Origin of the sequence: Bradyrhizobium sp. IC4059 (assembly GCF_020193615.1) — a bacterium.
Classification (GTDB): domain Bacteria; phylum Pseudomonadota; class Alphaproteobacteria; order Rhizobiales; family Xanthobacteraceae; genus Bradyrhizobium; species Bradyrhizobium yuanmingense.
Window position 1 is genome coordinate 59,083 of record NZ_JADYVH010000018.1, and the last position, 18,637, is coordinate 77,719.

20 protein-coding genes and 1 pseudogene are annotated in these 18,637 nt (G+C 61.9%); 20 read left to right on the forward strand and 1 reads right to left on the reverse strand.

What is annotated here, in order from left to right:
• Positions 1 to 295 precede the first annotated feature (295 nt).
• On the forward strand, positions 296 to 616 hold the full coding sequence (locus tag I6F12_RS34720) for a DUF736 domain-containing protein (RefSeq protein ID WP_225158366.1): 321 nt from the start codon (positions 296 to 298) through the stop codon (positions 614 to 616).
• Between the two features lie 102 nt (positions 617 to 718).
• Here I6F12_RS34720 and I6F12_RS34725 read toward each other — a convergent pair whose 3' ends face one another.
• Positions 719 to 967, reverse strand: a complete 249-nt coding sequence (locus tag I6F12_RS34725; protein ID WP_172789211.1) for a helix-turn-helix transcriptional regulator — start codon at positions 965 to 967, stop codon at positions 719 to 721.
• 146 nt (positions 968 to 1,113) lie between these two features.
• Between I6F12_RS34725 and I6F12_RS34730 the strand changes: the two genes are divergently transcribed.
• The 19 genes and pseudogenes from I6F12_RS34730 to trbL all read left to right on the forward strand — a co-directional run bounded on the left by I6F12_RS34730 (position 1,114) and on the right by trbL (position 18,635).
• Positions 1,114 to 1,386 (forward strand): DUF2285 domain-containing protein, encoded by a 273-nt coding sequence (locus tag I6F12_RS34730; RefSeq protein ID WP_225158337.1) that lies wholly within the window; start codon positions 1,114 to 1,116, stop codon positions 1,384 to 1,386.
• A 165-nt stretch (positions 1,387 to 1,551) separates the two neighbouring features.
• On the forward strand, positions 1,552 to 1,746 hold the full coding sequence (locus I6F12_RS34735) for a DUF6499 domain-containing protein (protein ID WP_225158338.1): 195 nt from the start codon (positions 1,552 to 1,554) through the stop codon (positions 1,744 to 1,746).
• Positions 1,747 to 1,882: 136 nt separating this feature from the next.
• Complete coding sequence (locus I6F12_RS34740) at positions 1,883 to 2,323, forward strand: DUF2285 domain-containing protein (RefSeq protein ID WP_311735360.1); 441 nt, start codon at positions 1,883 to 1,885, stop codon at positions 2,321 to 2,323.
• Between the two features lie 133 nt (positions 2,324 to 2,456).
• On the forward strand, positions 2,457 to 2,738 hold the full coding sequence (locus tag I6F12_RS34745; protein WP_092295092.1) for a helix-turn-helix domain-containing protein: 282 nt from the start codon (positions 2,457 to 2,459) through the stop codon (positions 2,736 to 2,738).
• A gap of 22 nt (positions 2,739 to 2,760) precedes the next feature.
• The gene (locus I6F12_RS34750) at positions 2,761 to 3,642 is read left to right on the forward strand and encodes a replication initiator protein A (protein ID WP_225158339.1); all 882 of its coding nucleotides are present in this window, start codon (positions 2,761 to 2,763) and stop codon (positions 3,640 to 3,642) included.
• A gap of 289 nt (positions 3,643 to 3,931) precedes the next feature.
• Entirely contained in the window at positions 3,932 to 4,396 is a 465-nt protein-coding gene (locus tag I6F12_RS34755; protein WP_225158340.1) for a DUF2840 domain-containing protein, read from the forward strand.
• Entirely contained in the window at positions 4,393 to 4,905 is a 513-nt protein-coding gene (locus I6F12_RS34760) for a S26 family signal peptidase (protein WP_225158341.1), read from the forward strand. The genes I6F12_RS34755 and I6F12_RS34760 overlap by 4 nt, the downstream gene beginning before the upstream one ends.
• A 154-nt stretch (positions 4,906 to 5,059) precedes the next feature.
• Positions 5,060 to 5,800 carry a lytic transglycosylase domain-containing protein gene (locus tag I6F12_RS34765; RefSeq protein WP_225158342.1) on the forward strand — a complete coding sequence of 247 codons (741 nt, stop codon included), beginning with the start codon at positions 5,060 to 5,062 and terminating at the stop codon, positions 5,798 to 5,800.
• 666 nt (positions 5,801 to 6,466) lie between these two features.
• Positions 6,467 to 8,230: a DUF3363 domain-containing protein gene (locus I6F12_RS34770; protein WP_225158368.1), complete on the forward strand. Its 1,764-nt coding sequence runs from the start codon at positions 6,467 to 6,469 to the stop codon at positions 8,228 to 8,230.
• 36 nt (positions 8,231 to 8,266) lie between these two features.
• Positions 8,267 to 10,255 carry a conjugal transfer protein TraG gene (locus tag I6F12_RS34775; RefSeq protein ID WP_225158343.1) on the forward strand — a complete coding sequence of 663 codons (1,989 nt, stop codon included), beginning with the start codon at positions 8,267 to 8,269 and terminating at the stop codon, positions 10,253 to 10,255.
• Positions 10,256 to 10,261: 6 nt separating this feature from the next.
• Entirely contained in the window at positions 10,262 to 10,687 is a 426-nt protein-coding gene (locus I6F12_RS34780; RefSeq protein ID WP_225158344.1) for a CopG family transcriptional regulator, read from the forward strand.
• A 129-nt stretch (positions 10,688 to 10,816) separates the two neighbouring features.
• Positions 10,817 to 12,137, forward strand: a pseudogene (locus tag I6F12_RS34785) (MFS transporter).
• Between the two features lie 225 nt (positions 12,138 to 12,362).
• Positions 12,363 to 13,277, forward strand: a complete 915-nt coding sequence (gene trbB, locus I6F12_RS34790) for a P-type conjugative transfer ATPase TrbB (RefSeq protein ID WP_225158345.1) — start codon at positions 12,363 to 12,365, stop codon at positions 13,275 to 13,277.
• A gap of 1 nt (position 13,278) precedes the next feature.
• On the forward strand, positions 13,279 to 13,602 hold the full coding sequence (locus I6F12_RS34795) for a TrbC/VirB2 family protein (RefSeq protein WP_183244462.1): 324 nt from the start codon (positions 13,279 to 13,281) through the stop codon (positions 13,600 to 13,602).
• Positions 13,602 to 13,865, forward strand: a complete 264-nt coding sequence (locus I6F12_RS34800; RefSeq protein ID WP_225158346.1) for a VirB3 family type IV secretion system protein — start codon at positions 13,602 to 13,604, stop codon at positions 13,863 to 13,865. The genes I6F12_RS34795 and I6F12_RS34800 overlap by 1 nt, the downstream gene beginning before the upstream one ends.
• A gap of 9 nt (positions 13,866 to 13,874) precedes the next feature.
• Positions 13,875 to 16,316: a conjugal transfer protein TrbE gene (gene trbE / locus I6F12_RS34805; RefSeq protein WP_225158347.1), complete on the forward strand. Its 2,442-nt coding sequence runs from the start codon at positions 13,875 to 13,877 to the stop codon at positions 16,314 to 16,316.
• The gene (gene trbJ / locus I6F12_RS34810; RefSeq protein WP_225137036.1) at positions 16,313 to 17,044 is read left to right on the forward strand and encodes a P-type conjugative transfer protein TrbJ; all 732 of its coding nucleotides are present in this window, start codon (positions 16,313 to 16,315) and stop codon (positions 17,042 to 17,044) included. Before trbE ends, trbJ begins: the two co-directional genes overlap by 4 nt.
• On the forward strand, positions 17,044 to 17,412 hold the full coding sequence (gene trbK-alt, locus I6F12_RS34815; protein ID WP_225158348.1) for a putative entry exclusion protein TrbK-alt: 369 nt from the start codon (positions 17,044 to 17,046) through the stop codon (positions 17,410 to 17,412). Before trbJ ends, trbK-alt begins: the two co-directional genes overlap by 1 nt.
• A complete protein-coding gene (gene trbL / locus I6F12_RS34820; RefSeq protein WP_225158349.1) occupies positions 17,409 to 18,635 on the forward strand; it encodes a P-type conjugative transfer protein TrbL in 1,227 nt (408 codons plus the stop codon). Before trbK-alt ends, trbL begins: the two co-directional genes overlap by 4 nt.
• Positions 18,636 to 18,637 lie beyond the last annotated feature (2 nt).

An 18,637-nucleotide genomic window follows, 5' to 3' on the forward strand; every position in this document is an offset into this window, starting at 1 on the left:
ACCGAGTTAGCCACGCTTCTCCAGAGATTGTGGTTCAGCACGCGACGCACGTGGCCTCATTGATGGCTTGATCTGGCCGAAGACCGGCTTCGCCTCGATCGTCTGAGCCGCAACGCCGTTGGTGCGACTTTCTTCCCCTGGGCTTCGCCCATTCCTCGCGAGGCAAGAAAGTCGCCACAACGGCGTCCTCCGCTGCACTTCGGCCCGAGTGGGTGCGTCGCCGATCGTCCTCGGCCTGCAGATCGCCATCGAGGCCGCGGTGGTCGCGGGCTCGAAACACAACAGGAGAAGTGACATGGCTAGCATCGGTTCTTTCAAGAAGGTTGGCAACGAGTTCCAGGGCGAGATCGTGACCCTGAGCCTGAAGGCCAAGGGCGTCCGTATCGTCGCCGAGACCAACCGATCCAACGACAACGCTCCCAGCCACCGCATTTATGTGGGTCGCGCGGAGATCGGCGCGGCCTGGTCGAAGCGCTCCGAAGAGGGCCGCGACTACCTTTCGCTCAAGCTCGATGACCCCTCGTTCAACGCGCCGATCTACGCGAACCTGTTCGACGACGAAGGCGGTCAAGGCTACACCCTGCTCTGGTCGCGGCCGCGCAAGACCGGCGAGTAAGAGCGTCCCACCAAGCCCCGTCCGGTCCGCCGGGCGGGGCTTCTCATTCTTCCGGGCATTAGTAAGCGATAAGGGCCGTCGGATCGAGCGGCTCGACATCAATTATTCGGCCTGTCCCCGCGTCCTTTTCTTGGCGCTTGCGGACGGGCGAGTGAGCAGGTCGGCTGCCTCGACACCAAGGCTGCGCGCCAGCCGATCGACAACGTCGATACCTGCCGCGTAAACGCTTCGCTCGAGTGCGCTGATGTAAGTGCGGTCGATTTCAGCACGATGAGCCAATTCCTCCTGTGACAAGCCACGGGCCTGCCGAAGCTTCCGCAAATTAATTGCAAGTATCTCGCGTATATCCATACGCGAGAGGGCATGTCCTTGAAGAGTATATCACCACGGAGTATTCTCGACAAAACGCGATCCGGACGGCTCCCGCGACAATTTTGGCGCTTCTGCTCCTTCCTGACCGCGTGTTAGAAATTGTCTAAACTAAGGCGTGGAGTCTTATGAGGAAGCCGCCGCTCGACCCAGACGTCGCCGACGCTGCGCCTGCAGATCAAATTCTCACTGTCTACGATGAGCAGCATGTCGTGACCTACATGCGCCTTCTGCAGGCCGAAAGCCAAGGGGCTGACTGGATGGAAGTCGCTCGAGTGGTGCTGCATATCGATCCGGTGCGGGAGCCGGACCGTGCGCGGAGCGTATATCAGAGTCATCTCGCGCGCGCCAAATGGGTGACCGAGCGGGGACGCCTCTTGCGCGGCACCGGCTCAAAATAGAAGAAAACCGCCGGCCGGCGACTTGCAGGCAGAACTATTTTCTTTTGCTAACCGGTGGTCATTTCGGTGCACCACGTGGTGCCAAACTAGGGGCTTCCTACAACCGCCTCGTTCATACCTATTGCGCCGCAATCCTTGTTAGCTGCGTGCAATGGGGCGGAAGCAATGCCTGAATTCGACTGGCGGTCGCCGGAATCCTACAAGAGCCTACAAGACGCCGAAATCACCGACATCGCCTGGGAATGTCTCCGTCGTAACGCGGACTATCGGCGCGACTTTGAGGCGATGATCGCCAGCAGTCCCGATGGCGAAGTAACACCAGAATTCAGGAGGAGGTGGGGCCTCTGCTTTCGCCCATGACCCGCAGAGGTCCTTCGACGAACAGACGATCTTTTGGGCGCCGGAGGTTCTAGCGGCGGTCGTTCCGGTCAAGGTTGCCGGGGCTGCCGATAGCAGTTCAGCGTCTCAACCGCTGCTTGACCTTGCAGCTGGCCAGGTGCGCCGCGCCGCCGACGGCTGGCACGCCGTGCTGCGCATCGGTGCAGTGGATCACCGTGTCTGGTCCAAAGAGCCGCCAGTGCTCGGCGCGTCATATGCGGCTGAGCTGCCATTTGACGGCGATTTCGACGCGCGTGCTTATGCAGCCCGCAGGCTGTGGCGCGCGATGAATGGACGCGCGCCAGGTCCTGCCTTTCATCAACTGTCGAAACAGCGGCGTGACCGCTTGAGGGTTGCGATCCGTGCGCTCGACGCGCACGGCGCGGGCGCAAGCTATCGCGTCATCGCCGAAGTACTGTTCGGCAAAAAGCGCATCCCCGATCGCGCCTGGAAGACGCATGATCTGCGCAATCGAACGATCCGCTTGGTGCAAGGCGGCCTCACGTTGATGCGCGGTGGTTACCGCAAACTTCTGCGGCCCGGGCGCAAGGACGAGTAGTGCCGCTCCGGAGGGGTGCCGAAAATCGCCTCCTGAAACTTCGGCATCCCCCTCCGAGATCTTGCTCCTCCATGATGACCGCACACGCGCCGGCCTAGCCGAGCGTAGTGCGCTGTCCTCCTGGAGTTCTCAAATGCCCGATCCGATGGCCGGTCTTCCCCCGCGATTCCTGCGCACACCTGAGGCCGCGCGTTACCTTGGCCTCTCCGGCCGCACGCTGGAGAAGCACCGCACGTACGGCACAGGACCAACATATCGGAAGATTGGCGGACGTGTCGTCTACGCCGTCGATGACCTGAAGGCGTGGGCCGACCGCGGGGCCAAGACGTCGACATCCGACCCCGGGAAGGGGACTGTGCTGCCCGCCAAGAAGCATCCGGTCCTGCGTCCCTACGCAGGTCAGGAACGTCGCTGATGTCAGCGTGAGAGCTGTGACTATGCGGCGCAAACACCATTCCGAGCGCGACCAGCTTGAGCTCTTTCGGGCGCTGCCCGGCGATCTCGCGCCGCGCGATGCGCAGGATCTGATGGCCTATCCGTTCTTCTCGCTTGCAAAAACAAAGCGAACTGTGCCGATCGATTTCAGCGCAGGTGCGATCGCAATTCGCGTTGAAGCTGTGCCGGAACACGGCATGGCGACCATTTGGGATGCAGACGTTCTGATCTGGGCGGCGTCCCAGATCGTCGAAGCCCGTGATGCCGGCTTGAAGACGTCGCGCCTGATGGCTGCAACGCCTTACGAGATTCTGACGTTCGTCGGCCGCGGCACCAGCGCACGCGACTATGACCGGCTGAAGGCGGGCCTCGACAGACTTCAGTCAACGACGGTGCTGACGTCGATCCGTCAACCGGCAGAACGGCGACGGCATCGCTTCTCCTGGATCAACGAGTGGAAGGAGACGGCGGATGCGAATGGCCGCCCCTATGGGCTCGAGTTGATCCTGCCGGATTGGTTCTACGCTGGCGTCATCGATGACGCGCTCGTGCTGACGATTGACCGCGCTTATTTTGACCTGACGGGCGGGCTCGAGCGCTGGCTTTATCGCCTGGTACGCAAGCACGGTGGACGCCAGGACGGCGGCTGGAGCTTTGATCTTGTGCATCTCCATGCCAAGTCCGGCATCCTCTCGCCGCTCAAGCACTTTGCTTACGACGTTCGTCAGATCGTCCAGCGCCAGACATTGCCTGGCTATCAGCTCGTGCTGACACGGGATCCTGATGGCACCGAGCGGCTGAACTTCACGCCATCGCCTGTTCATCCCTTAACGGCACGCCTGCGCCGGCGCGGTCTCATTCCAAAATCGGAGGACAACCTGTGAATCAGCTCGTGCTATCGAGGACCGCAACCCTCGTGCTATCGGGGACCCGATCCTCGTGCTATCGGGGACCGGAATCGAGCTTAAGAGCTTGTTTCCCCGCGCATTCCAGCTGCTCTAACTTTACTAACCAGAAATCCTTCGGATTTCTTCTAACGGACCAAGCCGCAAAGCGAATGGAAGGTGGCCGGCAAAGCCCGCCCGTCCGTCCTGCTGGCCTTCACAAGCCGTACACGCCCTTCCCCTCCGCCAAAGCGGACGGCTCCCAGTTCGAGCGCATGGGAGCCACGGTATGAGCGATCTTACCGAAGTGGAAGTTCTGTGGCTGGAGAGGCGCATCGAAAACCGCATTCGGTTCGGTCGCATGGTCAAGGAACGGAAGCTTGATCGCCATCGGCGCGTCCTGTCATTTGCGCCCGGCAGCATCTTTGCCTTCGTCCGTTGGACCTCCAACGACTTTGGGACAATCATTTCGCGGATCGACATCTTGCGCGCAGTCGCTCCGGGACAGCGCTGCTCGACCGTGCCTTATGTGACACCCGGCGGTGAGATTTTGCTGCGTCTGTCCGGCTGGCCGAAGGTCGAGCGGGTATTACAAATGACCGATGCCGTTGAGGCGCTCGGCATCGATCCAGCTGATGTCGCGCCTGATCATTGGCATCATGTTCATAACCGCCTGTCCGTCAACGAAAACCCGCGTCCCTACACGAAAGCGCGCCACCAAGCCTGGCTCCATCGTCAAAGGGTGATGCGATGACGGGCCGCATGAAGACGCTGACCGCGGCGATTGGGGTTGCTACTGCGCTCGTCGCGACGATCGTGCTGGAGCCGCTTCCGCTTTACATCTGGAACGCATCCGCGAGCGTGCCGATCGGTCTCTACCGCCTCCGATCGGCGGACCAATTCCAAGTCACTGATTTGGTCGCCGTGCAGCCGCCGGAGCCGCTCGCGACCTTCCTCGACCTTAACGGCTATTTGCCCATTGGCATCCCCATGCTGAAGCGCGTACTCGCTCTTCCGGGGCAGCGTGTTTGCAGAACCGGCCTCACGATTTCAGTCGACGATGTCGCGGTGGGTGAGGCGAAGGATCGCGACGGACGCGGCCGGCCGCTGCCGAAGTGGCAGGGCTGCCGCGTCGTCGGCGATGGCGAACTGTTTCTGATGAACTGGCAGTCGGACGACTCTCTTGATGGCCGATATTTTGGATTCTTGCCTGCGTCGGCGGTGATCGGCCGTGCGCTGCCCGTGTGGACGTGGGAGGAGTGATCGTGCGTGTTCCACGTTCTTACCCCGCCATTCCTCTGTTCGATCGATCCGGGACCATTCCTCCGTCCTGACCAACCGTTGCAGGGCCGACGCGCGCCGCGGCGGTCCAGGGCGGCCGCATGGCCGGTGCGAAGCGGCTTTATGCTGGACGGGGGTGAGCGCGACGGCATGCCTGGCTCGGCCGGGCGTGCGTGTTTGGGCCGTCGCGTCGCTGCTGCTTGTTTTCGCTGCGTCGGACAGTGCTGCTCTTGCCCGGAGTAGATTGCCGTTAGCTCAAGCGGTTGCTCAGGAAAGCCGCCCGTTTGCAGCTTTCGTCGACGAAGCCTCGCAGCGTTTTGCAATTCCGGTGAACTGGATCGGTTCGGTCATTAACGTCGAAAGTGCTGGAGACCTGCACGCCAAGTCGCCCAGAGGAGCAATGGGCCTGATGCAGATCATGCCGGCGACTTGGGCGGAGCTTCGCGAGCGCTACAATCTCGGGAACGACCCCTACGACCCGCACGACAACATTCTGGCCGGCACGGCTTACTTGCGCGAACTGCTCGATCGGTATGGCTCGCCTGGCGTGTTTGCCTCGTACAACGCGGGACCATCTCGCTATGAAGAGCATCTCGCAGGCGGCTCTCTGCCAGACGAGACGCGAGCATACGTCGCAAAGCTTGCAGATCTGCTGACCATTGAACTGCCGCCGAGGTGGGCGTCCAGCGGTCAGTCATCAGCAGTTGGGACGCTATTCGTCACGCGATCCGTTCTCATGAAAACGCACGATCGGTTGCCGGCGCTCATGCCGTTGAGCGGCGCCACGACCGCAATCTCAGTGCACGAAGTGTCGCGCATGGTTCCTCAGTCTATTGGCGTATTCGTGTCTCGATCGGATTCGGGAGCATCGCAATGACCAAGTGTGCGGGTTCGCAAGCTGACGGCGTATGGGCGATGCCTTCGGCCCGCGCTCTACTCGTCGCTTCGCTCCTCACCGAGCCACCCTTCGGGTGTCTCGGCCCTTCGGGTAACGATCGCTATCGCAAGCGCGCGGAAGGAGTGGGGGCTTCGCGAGTTGGCTGCGAAGTCGCGGCGGCTCTTTCGGCGACCGGGAGACCACGACGGCAGGACGGGCACACGGTTCTCTCGGCCAATTGGCGTGTTCGTGCCTCGATCGATTCGGGAGCATCGCAATGACCAAGTGTGCGGGTTCGCAAGCTGACGGCGTATGGGCGATGCCTTCGGCCCGCGCTCTACTCGTCGCTTCGCTCCTCACCGAGCCACCCTTCGGGTGTCTCGGCCCTTCGGGTAACGATCGCTATCGCAAGCGCTCGGAAGCAGTGGGGGCTTCGCGAGCCGGCTGCCAAGTCGCAGCGGCTCTTTCGGGATCCGGCGACCGGGAGACCACGACGGCAGGACGGCGAGATAAAAGGGGCTCGCCGGTCGAACCGCAAGCCATTGACGTGGCTTGGGTTCCGGCGTGCCGGTCGGTCGGGGCGCGTGCCGCGCTTTGCATTACTACGAATGCAATCAAGGGCCTTTTCGGCACCGTGCGCACTTTTTATCGCTCGGAGGCCCAGCCGTGAGCGAGGGCGACAGCGATCTGCGTATTCGGCCCGGGCGCATCCGCAGTACCCGTGCGCCGAAACGAAAGAGCTTCATCAACCAGGTGCTGCGGGCGGCGAAGAAGGCCGGGCACACCTCGGGTCAGACGGCGGCTGGCAGACGTTCGGCGGCCTACGGGCGCTCGACGTTTGGCCGCGGGCGTCTCGCCTTTAGCCGTGCCCGATTGTTCAGCCCGACGCGTCGCGTCGTGGTGAAGGCCCGCGTGGTTCGTCACAAGGGGCGGGCCTTCCGTTCAGCGCCACTGACCGCCCACCTCTCGTATTTGAAGCGCGACGGCGTGACCCGGAGCGGCAAGCGGGCCGAGATGTTCGATGCCGGCGGCGACCGTGCCGACAGCGCGGCCTTCGCGGACCTGTGCAAGGACGACCGGCATCACTTCAGGTTCATCGTCTCGCCAGAGGATGCGGGCGACATGACCGACCTCAAGGCCTTCACCCGCGATCTCGCCAGGCAAATGGAAATCGACCTTGGTACGCGGCTCGATTGGGTAGCTGTCGATCATTGGAATACCGACAATCCTCACGTCCATCTTCTCGTTCGGGGAGCAGATGAGGAAGGGTCGGATCTCGTGATCTCCCGCGACTACATCAGCCGGGGCCTCCGCTCTCGCGCCGAGGAACTGGTCGCCATCGAACTGGGTCCAAAGCCGGAGCACGAGATCCGCAATTCGCTGGAGAGGGAAGTTACGGCGGAACGATGGACGCGGCTCGACCGGGAGATCCGGCTGGCGGCAGATGAGACTGGCTCGATCGATCTTCGCCCGGAGAATCCCGGCAAGTCCGACCCCGAGATCCGGCGCCTGATGGTCGGTCGCCTTCAACACTTGGAGAAGATGGGCCTTGCCGCACCCGCCGCGTCAGGGGAATGGATGGTCGGGCTCGAGGCGGAGCGTAGCTTGCGCGACCTCGGCATGCGCAGCGACATCATCAAGACCATGCACCGCGCCTTTACCGAGCGCGGAGAAGCGCGCGGCGTTGCCGACTTCGTCATCGAGGGCGGCCAGCCGACATCCCAGCTTGTCGGACGACTGGTCGACCGCGGATTGCATGACGAACTGACTGGCGAGGCCTACGCTCTGATCGACGGAACAGACGGACGGGCGCACCATGTGCGCTTTCGAGGGCTCGAGGCTTTCGAACATGCACCGCCGATCGGCGGCATCGTCGAGGTCCGACGCTTGGGTCAAGCCGGCGATCCGCGACCGGCCCTGGTGCTGGCGACCCGTTCCGATCTCGATCTCGGTGGGCAGGTCACCGCGAAGGGTGCTACCTGGCTCGATCATCGGCTGGTCGAACGCGACCCCATGCCGCTGGCCATGAGTGGATTCGGCCGCGAGACCCGCGACGCCATGGAGGCCCGTACCGAGCACCTGATCCGGGAGGGCCTGGCCCGGCGGCAGGGCCAACGCATCATCCTGCAGCGCGATCTCCTGGACACGCTACGTCGACACGAACTGGACGAGGTGGCCGCAAAGGTCTCGGCCGGCACCGGCCTGCCTCGCGTGAATGCCGCCTCCGGGGAGCACGTGGCGGGCACGTATCGCCAGCGGCTGACGCTCACCTCGGGACGCTTCGCCATGATCGATAATGGGCTCGGCTTCCAGCTCGTGCCCTGGTCGCGCGAGCTCGAAAAGAAACTCGGCCAGCAAGTCACCGGCGTGGTGAAGGACGGCGGTGGCATCGAATGGGGTTTTGGTCGGAAGCGCGACCTCGGTCTCTAGCAATCTCAACAATTCAGTTGCGGAAGGAGGTTCGGGATGTCCGGAACCAAGATCCTCTGGGGACAGGTGATCGTCGTCGGCCTGATCGTTCTGTTCGCTATCTGGGGGGCAACCGAGTGGACGGCTTGGCGGCTTGCCTACCAGCCCGAGCTTGGGCGGCCCTGGTTCGAACTGTTGGGCTTCAAGATCTATTATCCGCCGGTCTTCTTCTGGTGGTGGTTCGTCTACGATGCCTATGCGCCGAACGTCTTTGTCGAGGGCGCCTTCATCGCGGCGTCAGGGACCGTCGTTTCGATCGCGGTAGCGATCGGCATGTCGGTGTGGCGCGCGCGTGAAGCCAAGAATGTCGAGACCTATGGTTCAGCACGTTGGGCTGGTGCGGAAGAGGTCCGAGGCGCCGGACTTCTTGGTCCGGATGGCGTGGTGCTGGGCAAGCTCGATCGTGACTACCTTCGCCATGACGGGCCGGAGCACGTATTATGTTTTGCACCAACCCGATCCGGTAAAGGCGTCGGTCTCGTCGTTCCCTCGTTACTGGCCTGGCCGGGCTCGGCCATCGTGCACGACATCAAGGGTGAGAACTGGCAGCTGACCGCGGGCTTTCGCTCGCGGCATGGCCGCGTCCTGTTGTTCGATCCGACCAACCCGAAATCCTCAGCTTACAATCCGCTGCTCGAGGTCCGGCGCGGGGAGTGGGAGGTTCGCGATGTCCAGAACGTCGCCGACGTCCTGGTCGACCCCGAAGGTTCTCTCGATAAACGGAACCATTGGGAGAAGACCAGTCATTCGCTCCTGGTCGGCGCCATCCTCCATGTCCTCTATGCCGAGACAGACAAGACCTTGGCCGGCGTCGCAGCGTTCCTGTCCGATCCGAAGCGGCCCATCGAGGCGACGCTAAAGGCAATGATGACCACTGCGCACCTTGGCGAGCAGGGTGCCCATCCCGTGGTCGCCTCGACCGCGCGCGAACTCCTCAACAAATCCGAGAATGAACGCTCCGGCGTCCTTTCTACTGCAATGTCGTTCCTGGGACTGTACCGCGACCCCGTCGTGGCCCAGGTGACCCGCTGCTGTGACTGGCGGATAGCCGATCTGATCGCAGACAGCCACCCTACGACGCTTTATCTCGTGGTGCCGCCCTCCGATATCTCACGGACCAAGCCGCTGATCCGGCTTGTGCTGAATCAGATCGGCCGGCGCTTGACCGAGGATCTGCACGCCAGTGACCGCCGGCATCGAGTCCTGATGATGCTTGACGAGTTCCCGGCGCTGGGGCGGCTTGATTTCTTCGAGTCCGCGCTCGCCTTCATGGCCGGCTACGGCATCAAGAGCTTCTTGATCGCGCAGTCGCTCAATCAGATCGAAAAGGCCTACGGGCCTAACAACGCGATCCTCGATAACTGCCATGTCCGAGTCAGCTTCGCGACAAATGACGAGCGGACCGCCAAGCGGGTGTCCGACGCGTTGGGCACGGCGACCGAGATGCGCGCGATGAAGAACTATGCCGGTCATAGATTGAACCCGTGGCTGGGGCACCTGATGGTCTCCCGCCAGGAGACGGCAAGGCCGCTCTTGACCCCGGGCGAGGTCATGCAGCTTCCGCCGATGGACGAGATCGTCATGGTGGCAGGGACGGCGCCGATCCGGGCGAAGAAGGTCCGCTACTACGAGGATAGGCGATTCACTGAGCGGGTTGTGCCGCCGCCCGATCCAGCGACGGCCGGCCGATCATCGCGAACGGACGGATGGTCAGCGCTCGGACCGTTGAAGCCCACGCGAGGTCCAACTGACAAGGCCGCCGAGGCCGAGGAAGACACGGCAAACAGCGGCCTCCGTCGTGAGCCCGAACTTCCCGACCACGTCGCGATCGCCAAGGAAACGACAGAACCAACGCCGGCAGAGGAATTTGCGGCCGTTCTTGACGACGACGAGGACACGGTCCGCCAGTCCCGGCTCATACGCCAGCAGATGCGCGGTGTTGCCCGTCAAGTCGCCATGGATCCGAATGACGGTATGGAGCTCTGAGGCACTATGCGCGACCGGATGAACGTCTATTTTCCGCCGGAGTTGCTGAAGCAGATCTCGGAACTCGCCGATCGCAAGAAGCTTTCCCGCTCTGCGATCGTGGAAGCGGCTGTCGCCTCCTTTCTTTCACCCGACGGAGCGGACAGGCGGGAGGCAGCGTTCACCCGGCGCCTCGATCGGCTGTCGCGTCAGATGCAGAGGTTGGAGCGCGACATAGGTTTGACGGCGGAAAGCTTGGCGCTCTTCATACGGTTCTGGCTGACGATCACGCCGCCACTGCCCAATGACGCGCAGGCGGCCGCGCAAGCAAAAGGCCGGGAACGGTTTGAAGGATTTGTCGAGGCACTCGGCCGCCGCCTGCAAAAGGGGCAAAGCTTTCTCCGCGAGATTCCGGAAGATATCGGCCATCAGGAACCGGTCGACGAATCCTGACCGAGCGTCCATGCGTTATCGCGCCTGACCTTCTTTTTCTACGCTAGCCCACGCCCGCAACAATTTAGCCGAACTGGCAAAAGTTGGACGCGCTATCGGCTCGAAAGAGCTGACAGCGAGAGGACCAGCATGCAAATCTCAAAAGGATGGCGTGGAATTGCGCGCGTTGTCCTGCCTTTTGCTGCCGGATACTACCTCTCGTACCTGTTTCGAACGCTTTGATCGCCGGTCATCTCAGCTCGGCTACCGGGCTTGGGACTGCAGACATCGGATTGCTTACGTCGGTCTACTTCCTGGTTTTCTCTGCGGCTCAGATCCCCATTGGAGTACTGCTGGACCGCTTTGGCCCGCGGCGCGTCCAAAGTGTTTTGCTCTTGCTCGCAGCGGTGGGCGCTGGGCTGTTCGCGGTTTCGACCAGCTTCCTGTCACTTTTGATCGCCCGTGCAATGATCGGGCTCGGCGTGGCCGCGGCACTGACGGCAGGACTGAAGTCGATCATCCTTTGGTTCCCGAGGGAACGAGTTGCCCTGCTGAACGGCTACATGATCATGCTGGGGTCGCTAGGAGCGGTGACCGCTACGGCTCCTGTCGAACACCTGCTCGCGTGGATGGGTTGGCGGCAGCTCTTTGAGATCCTGGCAGCCGCTACGGGCGTGACGGCCATTCTCATCTATGTCGTGGTGCCTGAACGACCCATTGTCCCATCAACCGCGCACGCCACCCTTGGCTCCGTTTTCGGCGATCGGCGCTTTTGGCGAATCGCACCGTTGTCGGCGACTTGCATTGGATCAGCCTGGTCTCTGCAGGGTTTGTGGGCATCACCATGGCTGACAGACGTCGAGGGGCTTGATCGTGCAAGTCTCATCAGACAGCTTCTTACGATGTCGATCGTCTTGAGCTGCGGTGCCTGGTTGTTCGGACGATGGTCCATTACCTCAAACGGAGGGGAATCGGGGCGGAAACGATATTAGTGATGGTAGCAGTTCTGTTTGTCGCAGCTGAGTTAGCCTTGATCTTGCGAGCACCTCTGCCGTCCATTGTGCCCTGGTCCGTTGTCGCCATCGTCGGAACGGCAACTGTGGCCAGCTTCGCGGTGATGGCGGATTACTTTCCGCCTGAGCTAGCTGGTCGCGCCAATGGCGCCCTAAACGTCCTGCACTTCGGTTGCGCATTTTTGGCTCAATTCGGGACTGGCCTGATCCTGGAGCAATGATCTGCGAATGGTGGCCATAGGCCCGTCCAAGCCTATCAAGTCGCGTTCGGCCTCGGCGTAGCACTGCAGATCGCGGCGCTGGTCTGGTTTGTGCTGCCTTCGCGCCGATCCTTCTCCTCATGGATGAGTTCAATCCTCTTCTCCAAGCCGGCTGATGTTGCCTATGCTGTCGAGTCAGTCGGGTTGTATGAGGATTCGGTCATACTCGTGTCCGCGGATTACGATGCGGAGTGGTGAGCGGTAGCTCGCCGAGTACGATCTATTGAGTAGGCCTCAAACATCAGTTCTCACTATTCCTTTTTCTACGCCAGCCTACGACCGCCCAAAGCGGTTATTGCGCCAAATCCATCCGTGCCTTTTCTAATCCCCCATCTGAGGACGCTCGTTGGACGTCCTCAGTCGGTGGGAGCGAACGTGGCAATCCATTCCAGTCAATCGGAAGCGAATTCGCGCGGTGCACGAATGTTGCGCAGCGCACTTGGTTCTGCGATTACCGGTTACCTCGAAGACGAAGCGATCATTGAGGTGATGCTCAACCCGGATGGACGGCTGTGGATCGACCGGTTGTCGAGTGGACTGATCGACACAGGCGAAGCCCTCTCCGCAGCCGATGGCGAGCGCATTGTTCGCTTGGTCGCGCATCACGTGGGCGCGGAGGTGCATGCCGGTGCGCCACGGGTCTCGGCCGAACTGCCCGGGACCGGTGAGCGCTTCGAAGGACTCTTGCCCCCGGTCGTTGCAGCACCGGCCTTTGCCATCCGCAAGCCCGCCGTCGCCGTGTTTACGCTCGACGACTACGTCGCCAGGCGCATCATGACCTCGGAGCAGGCCAAAACCCTGCAGGACGCGGTCGCCGCACGGAAGAACATCCTTGTCGCTGGCGGGACATCGACGGGCAAGACCACGTTGACGAATGCGCTTCTGGCCGAGGTGGCGAAGACCTCCGATCGCGTCGTGCTGATCGAGGACACCCGCGAGTTGCAGTGCAAAGCGCCCAATCTCGTGGCGTTAAGGACCAAGGACGGCGTAGCGACGCTGTCGGACCTCGTCCGCTCCTCATTGCGACTACGGCCCGACCGCATTCCGGTTGGCGAAGTCCGCGGCGCAGAAGCGCTCGATTTGCTCAAGGCTTGGGGTACAGGCCATCCCGGCGGCATCGGCACCATCCATGCAGGCTCCGCGCTCGGTGCGCTGCGCCGGCTCGAGCAGCTCATCCAGGAAGCCGTCATCACGGTTCCGCGCGCCCTGATCGCCGAGACCATCAACCTCGTCGCAGTCCTTGCGGGGCGCGGCGCTGACCGTCGCCTCGCTGAACTCGCCCTGGTCACCGGGCTGGGTGCCGCCGGCGACTACAACCTCTCATCAGCAGGAGACTGACATGCGTCAGCAATTTCGCTTTCTTCGAGGTACATCGTTGGCCGCCTACGGCACCATGTTTTTGGCAGTTCAACCCGCATGGGCGGCTGGTTCGAACATGCCGTGGGAGCAGCCGCTCAATCAGATCTTGCAGTCAGTTGAAGGTCCGGTCGCCAAGATCATCGCCGTTATCATCATCGTTGTGACTGGGCTCACGCTCGCGTTCGGCGACTCGTCAGGTGGTTTCCGCAGGCTGATCCAGATCGTGTTCGGTCTGTCGATCGCGTTTGCCGCCTCGAGCTTCTTCCTGTCGTTTTTCTCCTTCGGCGGCGGCGTGGTGATCTGATGGAGGAACCTGTCGCAGGCTTTGTTGTGCCTGTTCATCGCGCACTCACCGAGCCCATCCTGATGGGCGGGGCGCCGCGATCGGTCGCGATCGTCAACGGCACGCTTGCGGCAGCCTTGGGTCTGGGGCTGCGGCTCTGGATCGCGGGTCTGGTCCTCTGGTTCATCGGCCACATGGCCGCCGTCTGGGCCGCCAAGCGCGACCCCGCTTTTGTCGATGTGGTGCGCCGACATCTGCGCATCCCCGGTCATCTCAACACCTGAGCCTCGGTCATGATGAATCTCGCCGAATATCGCCATTCCAGCACGCGCCTTGCCGACTTCCTGCCCTGGGCAGCACTCGTCGACGAGGGAATCATCCTGAACAAGGACGGCTCGTTCCAGCGGACGGCAAAGTTCCGGGGGCCTGACCTCGACAGCGCGGTACCGGCTGAACTTGTCGGCGTCGCCGGTCGCTTGAATAATGCCTTGCGCCGTCTGGGATCTGGTTGGGCCGTATTTGTTGAGGCGCAACGTCATTTTGCTGGGTCCTATCCTCCGAGTACATTTCCGGATGTCGCGTCTGCGCTGGTCGATGCCGAGCGCAGAGCTCAGTTCGAGGAGGCGGCCGCTCATTACGAGTCCAGCTACTTCCTAACCTTCCTCTTTCTGCCTCCGGAGGAGGGAGCGGCTAAGGCGGAGCGATTGCTCTATGAAGGTCGCGACCGCACCGTTGGAGCAGATGCCCGGGAGGTGCTGCGCGGGTTTGTCGACCAAACCAACCGCGTGCTCGGCCTCCTCGAAGGGTTCATGCCGGAATGCGCCTGGCTCGATGATCAAGATACGCTGACTTATCTGCATTCAACGATCTCGACCAAGCGTCATCGGGTTCGAGTGCCCGAGATTCCCATGTACATCGATGCGCTGTTGGCCGACCAGCCGCTGACCGGCGGGCTAGAGCCGATGTTGGGCTCAGCTAATCTTCGGGTCCTGACGATAGTTGGCTTTCCGGGCGCCACGACCCCGGGGATTCTGGATGACCTGAACCGCCTGGCGTTCTCGTATCGCTGGTCGACCCGGGCGATCATGCTCGACAAGACTGATGCAACCAAACTTATCACCAAGATCCGACGTCAGTGGTTTGCCAAGCGGAAGTCCATCGGCGCCATCCTCAAGGAGGTCATGACCAACGAGGCGTCGACGCTGCTCGATACCGACGCCCACAACAAGGCGCTTGATGCCGACGCGGCGTTGCAGGAACTGGGGTCCGATCAGATCGGACAAGCCTTTGTCACGGCGACAGTTACCGTCTGGGATCGCGATCCCAATGCCGCCGATGAAAAGCTCCGCCTGGTCGAGAAGGTCATTCAGGGCCGCGATTTCACGTGCATGATCGAGACGGTGAATGCCGTCGAAGCCTGGCTCGGCAGCCTGCCCGGGCATGTCTATGCCAACGTGCGGCAGCCGCCTGTTTCGACCCTGAACCTCGCTCATATGATTCCGATGTCGGCCGTGTGGGCGGGAGAAGCGAGGGATCTGCACTTAAAGGGGCCGCCGCTTCTGTTCGGCAAGACCGAGGGATCAACGCCGTTCCGGTTTTCGCTCCACGTCGGTGATGTCGGCCATACCCTCGTGGTGGGACCGACGGGTGCTGGCAAGTCAGTCCTGCTTGCGCTGATGGCATTACAGTTCAGGCGTTACCCGGACTCCCAGGTATTTGCGTTCGATTTTGGCGGTTCAATCCGGGCGGCCACGCTCGCCATGGGCGGCGACTGGCATGATCTCGGCGGCGCACTGTCCGACGAGAGCGAAAACCCCATCGCCCTTCAGCCGTTGGCTTGGATCGACGATTCCGTTGAGCGAGGCTGGGCGACGGAATGGATCGGCGCGATTCTCGCACGGGAAAAGATCGAGATCACTCCAGAAGTCAAGGATCACCTGTGGTCGGCGCTGACGTCACTCGCCTCGGCGCCGAGGGAGGAGCGCACCCTGACGGGCCTTTCAGTCCTGCTCCAATTAAAATCTCTGAAACGCGCCTTGCAACCCTACTGCCTGGGCGGACCCTCAGGCCGGTTACTTGATGCCGAAATCGAGCGCCTCGGCGAGGCGTCGGTCCAGGCATTTGAGACCGAGGGCTTGATCGGAACGAGTGCTGCGCCGGCGGTGCTGGCGTATCTCTTCCATCGCATTGGTGATCGTCTCGATGGCCGGCCTACACTACTTATTGTCGATGAAGGCTGGCTTGCCCTCGATGACGATGATTTTGCGGGGCAACTCCGGGAATGGCTTAAGACGCTTCGCAAGAAGAATGCGTCCGTTATCTTCGCGACCCAATCGCTTTCGGATATCGATGGCTCTGCCATAGCGCCGGCGATCATCGAAAGCTGCCCAACTCGTCTGTTACTGCCAAACGAACGGGCGATCGAACCGCAGATCACCGCCATCTACCGCCGCTTCGGACTCAACGATCGCCAAATCGAACTTCTGAGCCGGGCAACGCCGAAGCGCGACTACTACTGCCAGTCGAGCCGGGGCAACCGCATGTTCGAACTTGGGCTTGGTGAAGTCGCGCTCGCCTTTACGGCAGCTTCTTCCAAGACAGATCAGGCTGCCATAGCGCAACTCCTCGCCGAACATGGCCCTGACGGCTTTGTCCCGGCTTGGCTCCAACACCGTGGCGTCGCCTGGGCTCTCGACCTGATACCCAATCTCGTCAATCTGGAGAAATCGCTATGAGGCGTCCTGGCCTATTGGCGGCTGCTGCTGCCGTCGCGCTGATGCTCGATGCCACGGTGCCGGCGCGAGCCCAATGGATCGTCTTCGATCCCAACAACTACGTCCAGAACGTCCTGACCGCCGCACGAGAGCTCCAGCAGATCACCAATCAGATCACCTCGTTGCAGAACGAGGCGCAGATGCTGATCAATCAGGCCAAGAACCTGGCCAGCCTGCCGTATTCGTCGCTGCAGCAACTGCAATCCTCGATCCAGCGGACTCAGCAATTGCTGGCCCAGGCGCAGCGCATTGCCTATGACGTCCAGCAGATCGATCATGCCTTCTCGACGAGCTACGCGCCAGCCGCCAGCAGCCAGTCGGATCAGTTGCTGATCTCCAATGCTCAATCGCGCTGGCAGAATTCCTATGCCGCAACGCAGGACGCGCTTCGCGTCCAGGCCGGCATCGTTGGCAACCTTGACACCAACCGCATCCAGATGTCCGCGCTCGTAACATCAAGTCAGGGCGCCAGCGGTGCCCTGCAAGCAATGCAGGCCGGCAATCAGATTCTCGCGCTGAACGCGCAGCAGCTCGCCGACCTCATTGCTGTCGTGACGGCACAGGGCAGGGCCCGGAATCTCGAAGCCGCGCAGCGCGCCGCGGCCCAAGATCAGGGACGCGAACAGCTCCGGCGGTTTCTCACGCCAGGACAGGGCTATCAATCATCCAACGTGCAGATGTTCCACTGATGACCGACATACCGGCATTCAAGGCGTTGTCGCTGCTTACGACAATTGGCGTGTTGGTCGTCACTGCCTGCACGATTCAGCTTCGCGGCGGAGACGGTCCGCCGCAGCCGAAAGCCAAGCAGACGACAGACGCAACCAGCTCAGACCTCACGCGCTGCCGCAGCGTCACTGCGGAGCAAGCAGAGAGTTATCAGCGTTGCAAGCAAGTTTGGGCCGAAAACCGCCGTCGCTTCTTTGGCAAGAAAGACGGTGCCGCAATTCCAGGCCGCGACGATTCCGCTGCCGGCGTGGTGCTCGGTCCAAAAGATCAAAGCCGGATCCCGCAGGGATATCCGAACCTGGCGACCCCTGAGGCGAGCAAGCCATGACTGGCACGGGGATCATTGACCAGTTCCTTGAAACGTTCACGCGTTATATCGACAACGGATTCGGATTGCTGGGGAGCGAGGTCGGATATCTCGCAACAACCCTTGCTGCGATCGACATAACGCTCGCAGCGTTGTTCTGGAGTTGGGGAACGGACGAGGACATCATCGCGCGCCTCGTCAAGAAAACGCTCTTCGTAGGCGTCTTTGCCTACCTGATCGGCAACTGGAACAACCTGGCGCGCATCGTCTTCGAGAGCTTCGCCGGTCTTGGACTGAAGGCATCGGGCGCAAGCTTGTCTGCAGCGGATTTCCTGCGGCCGGGAAAGATCGCACAAGTCGGACTTGATGCCGGCCGACCGCTCCTCGATTCGATCTCAAACCTGATGGGGTACATCAGCTTTTTTGAGAATTTCGTTCAGATCGTTGTCCTCCTGTTCGCGTGGGCCGTGGTGCTGCTCGCCTTCTTCATTCTGGCGATCCAGCTCTTTGTCACCCTGATCGAGTTCAAGCTCACGACGCTGGCCGGCTTCGTTCTCATTCCTTTTGGCTTGTTTGGCAAGACCGCCTTCGCAGCCGAGCGCGTTCTGGGCAACGTCATATCTTCTGGCATCAAGATCCTGGTCCTGGCCGTCATCGTCGGCATCGGCTCAACCCTGTTCTCGCAATTCACAGCTGGTTTCGGTGGTGCACAACCGACCATCGAAGACGCGATGACCTTGGTGCTCGCGGCGCTTTCCTTGCTGGGCCTCGGTATCCTCAGTCCGGGTATCGCAAACGGCCTGGTGTCGGGCGGACCCCAACTCGGCGCGGGAGCCGCGATTGGAACAGGCCTTGCTGCCGGCGGCATCGTTGCGGCCGGCGCAGGTGTCGCCGCCGGTGGCGCTGGTCTCGCTGGCGGCGCGGTTGCAGGCGCCGCGCGCGGTGGCGGAGCTGTCATAAGCGGAGCATCAGCCGCCTACCGAAGCGGCGGCCTTGCTGGCGTCGCGGAGGCTGGCGCCTCGGCTGCGATGAGTCCTTTGCGTCGAGCAGCGGCTGCCTTCCGGCACGGTCAAGCGGGCGAGCAGGCCACAAGCACCTCGGCCGAAGGTCAGCCTGATTGGGCTCGCCGCATGAAGCGTGCTCAGACCATTCGGCATGGTGCCTCGGCTGCTGGCCACGCCGTCCGCTCGGGCGATCATGGTGGCGGCGGCTCCTCCGTTGATTTGTCCGAAGGAGAACGCTGAGA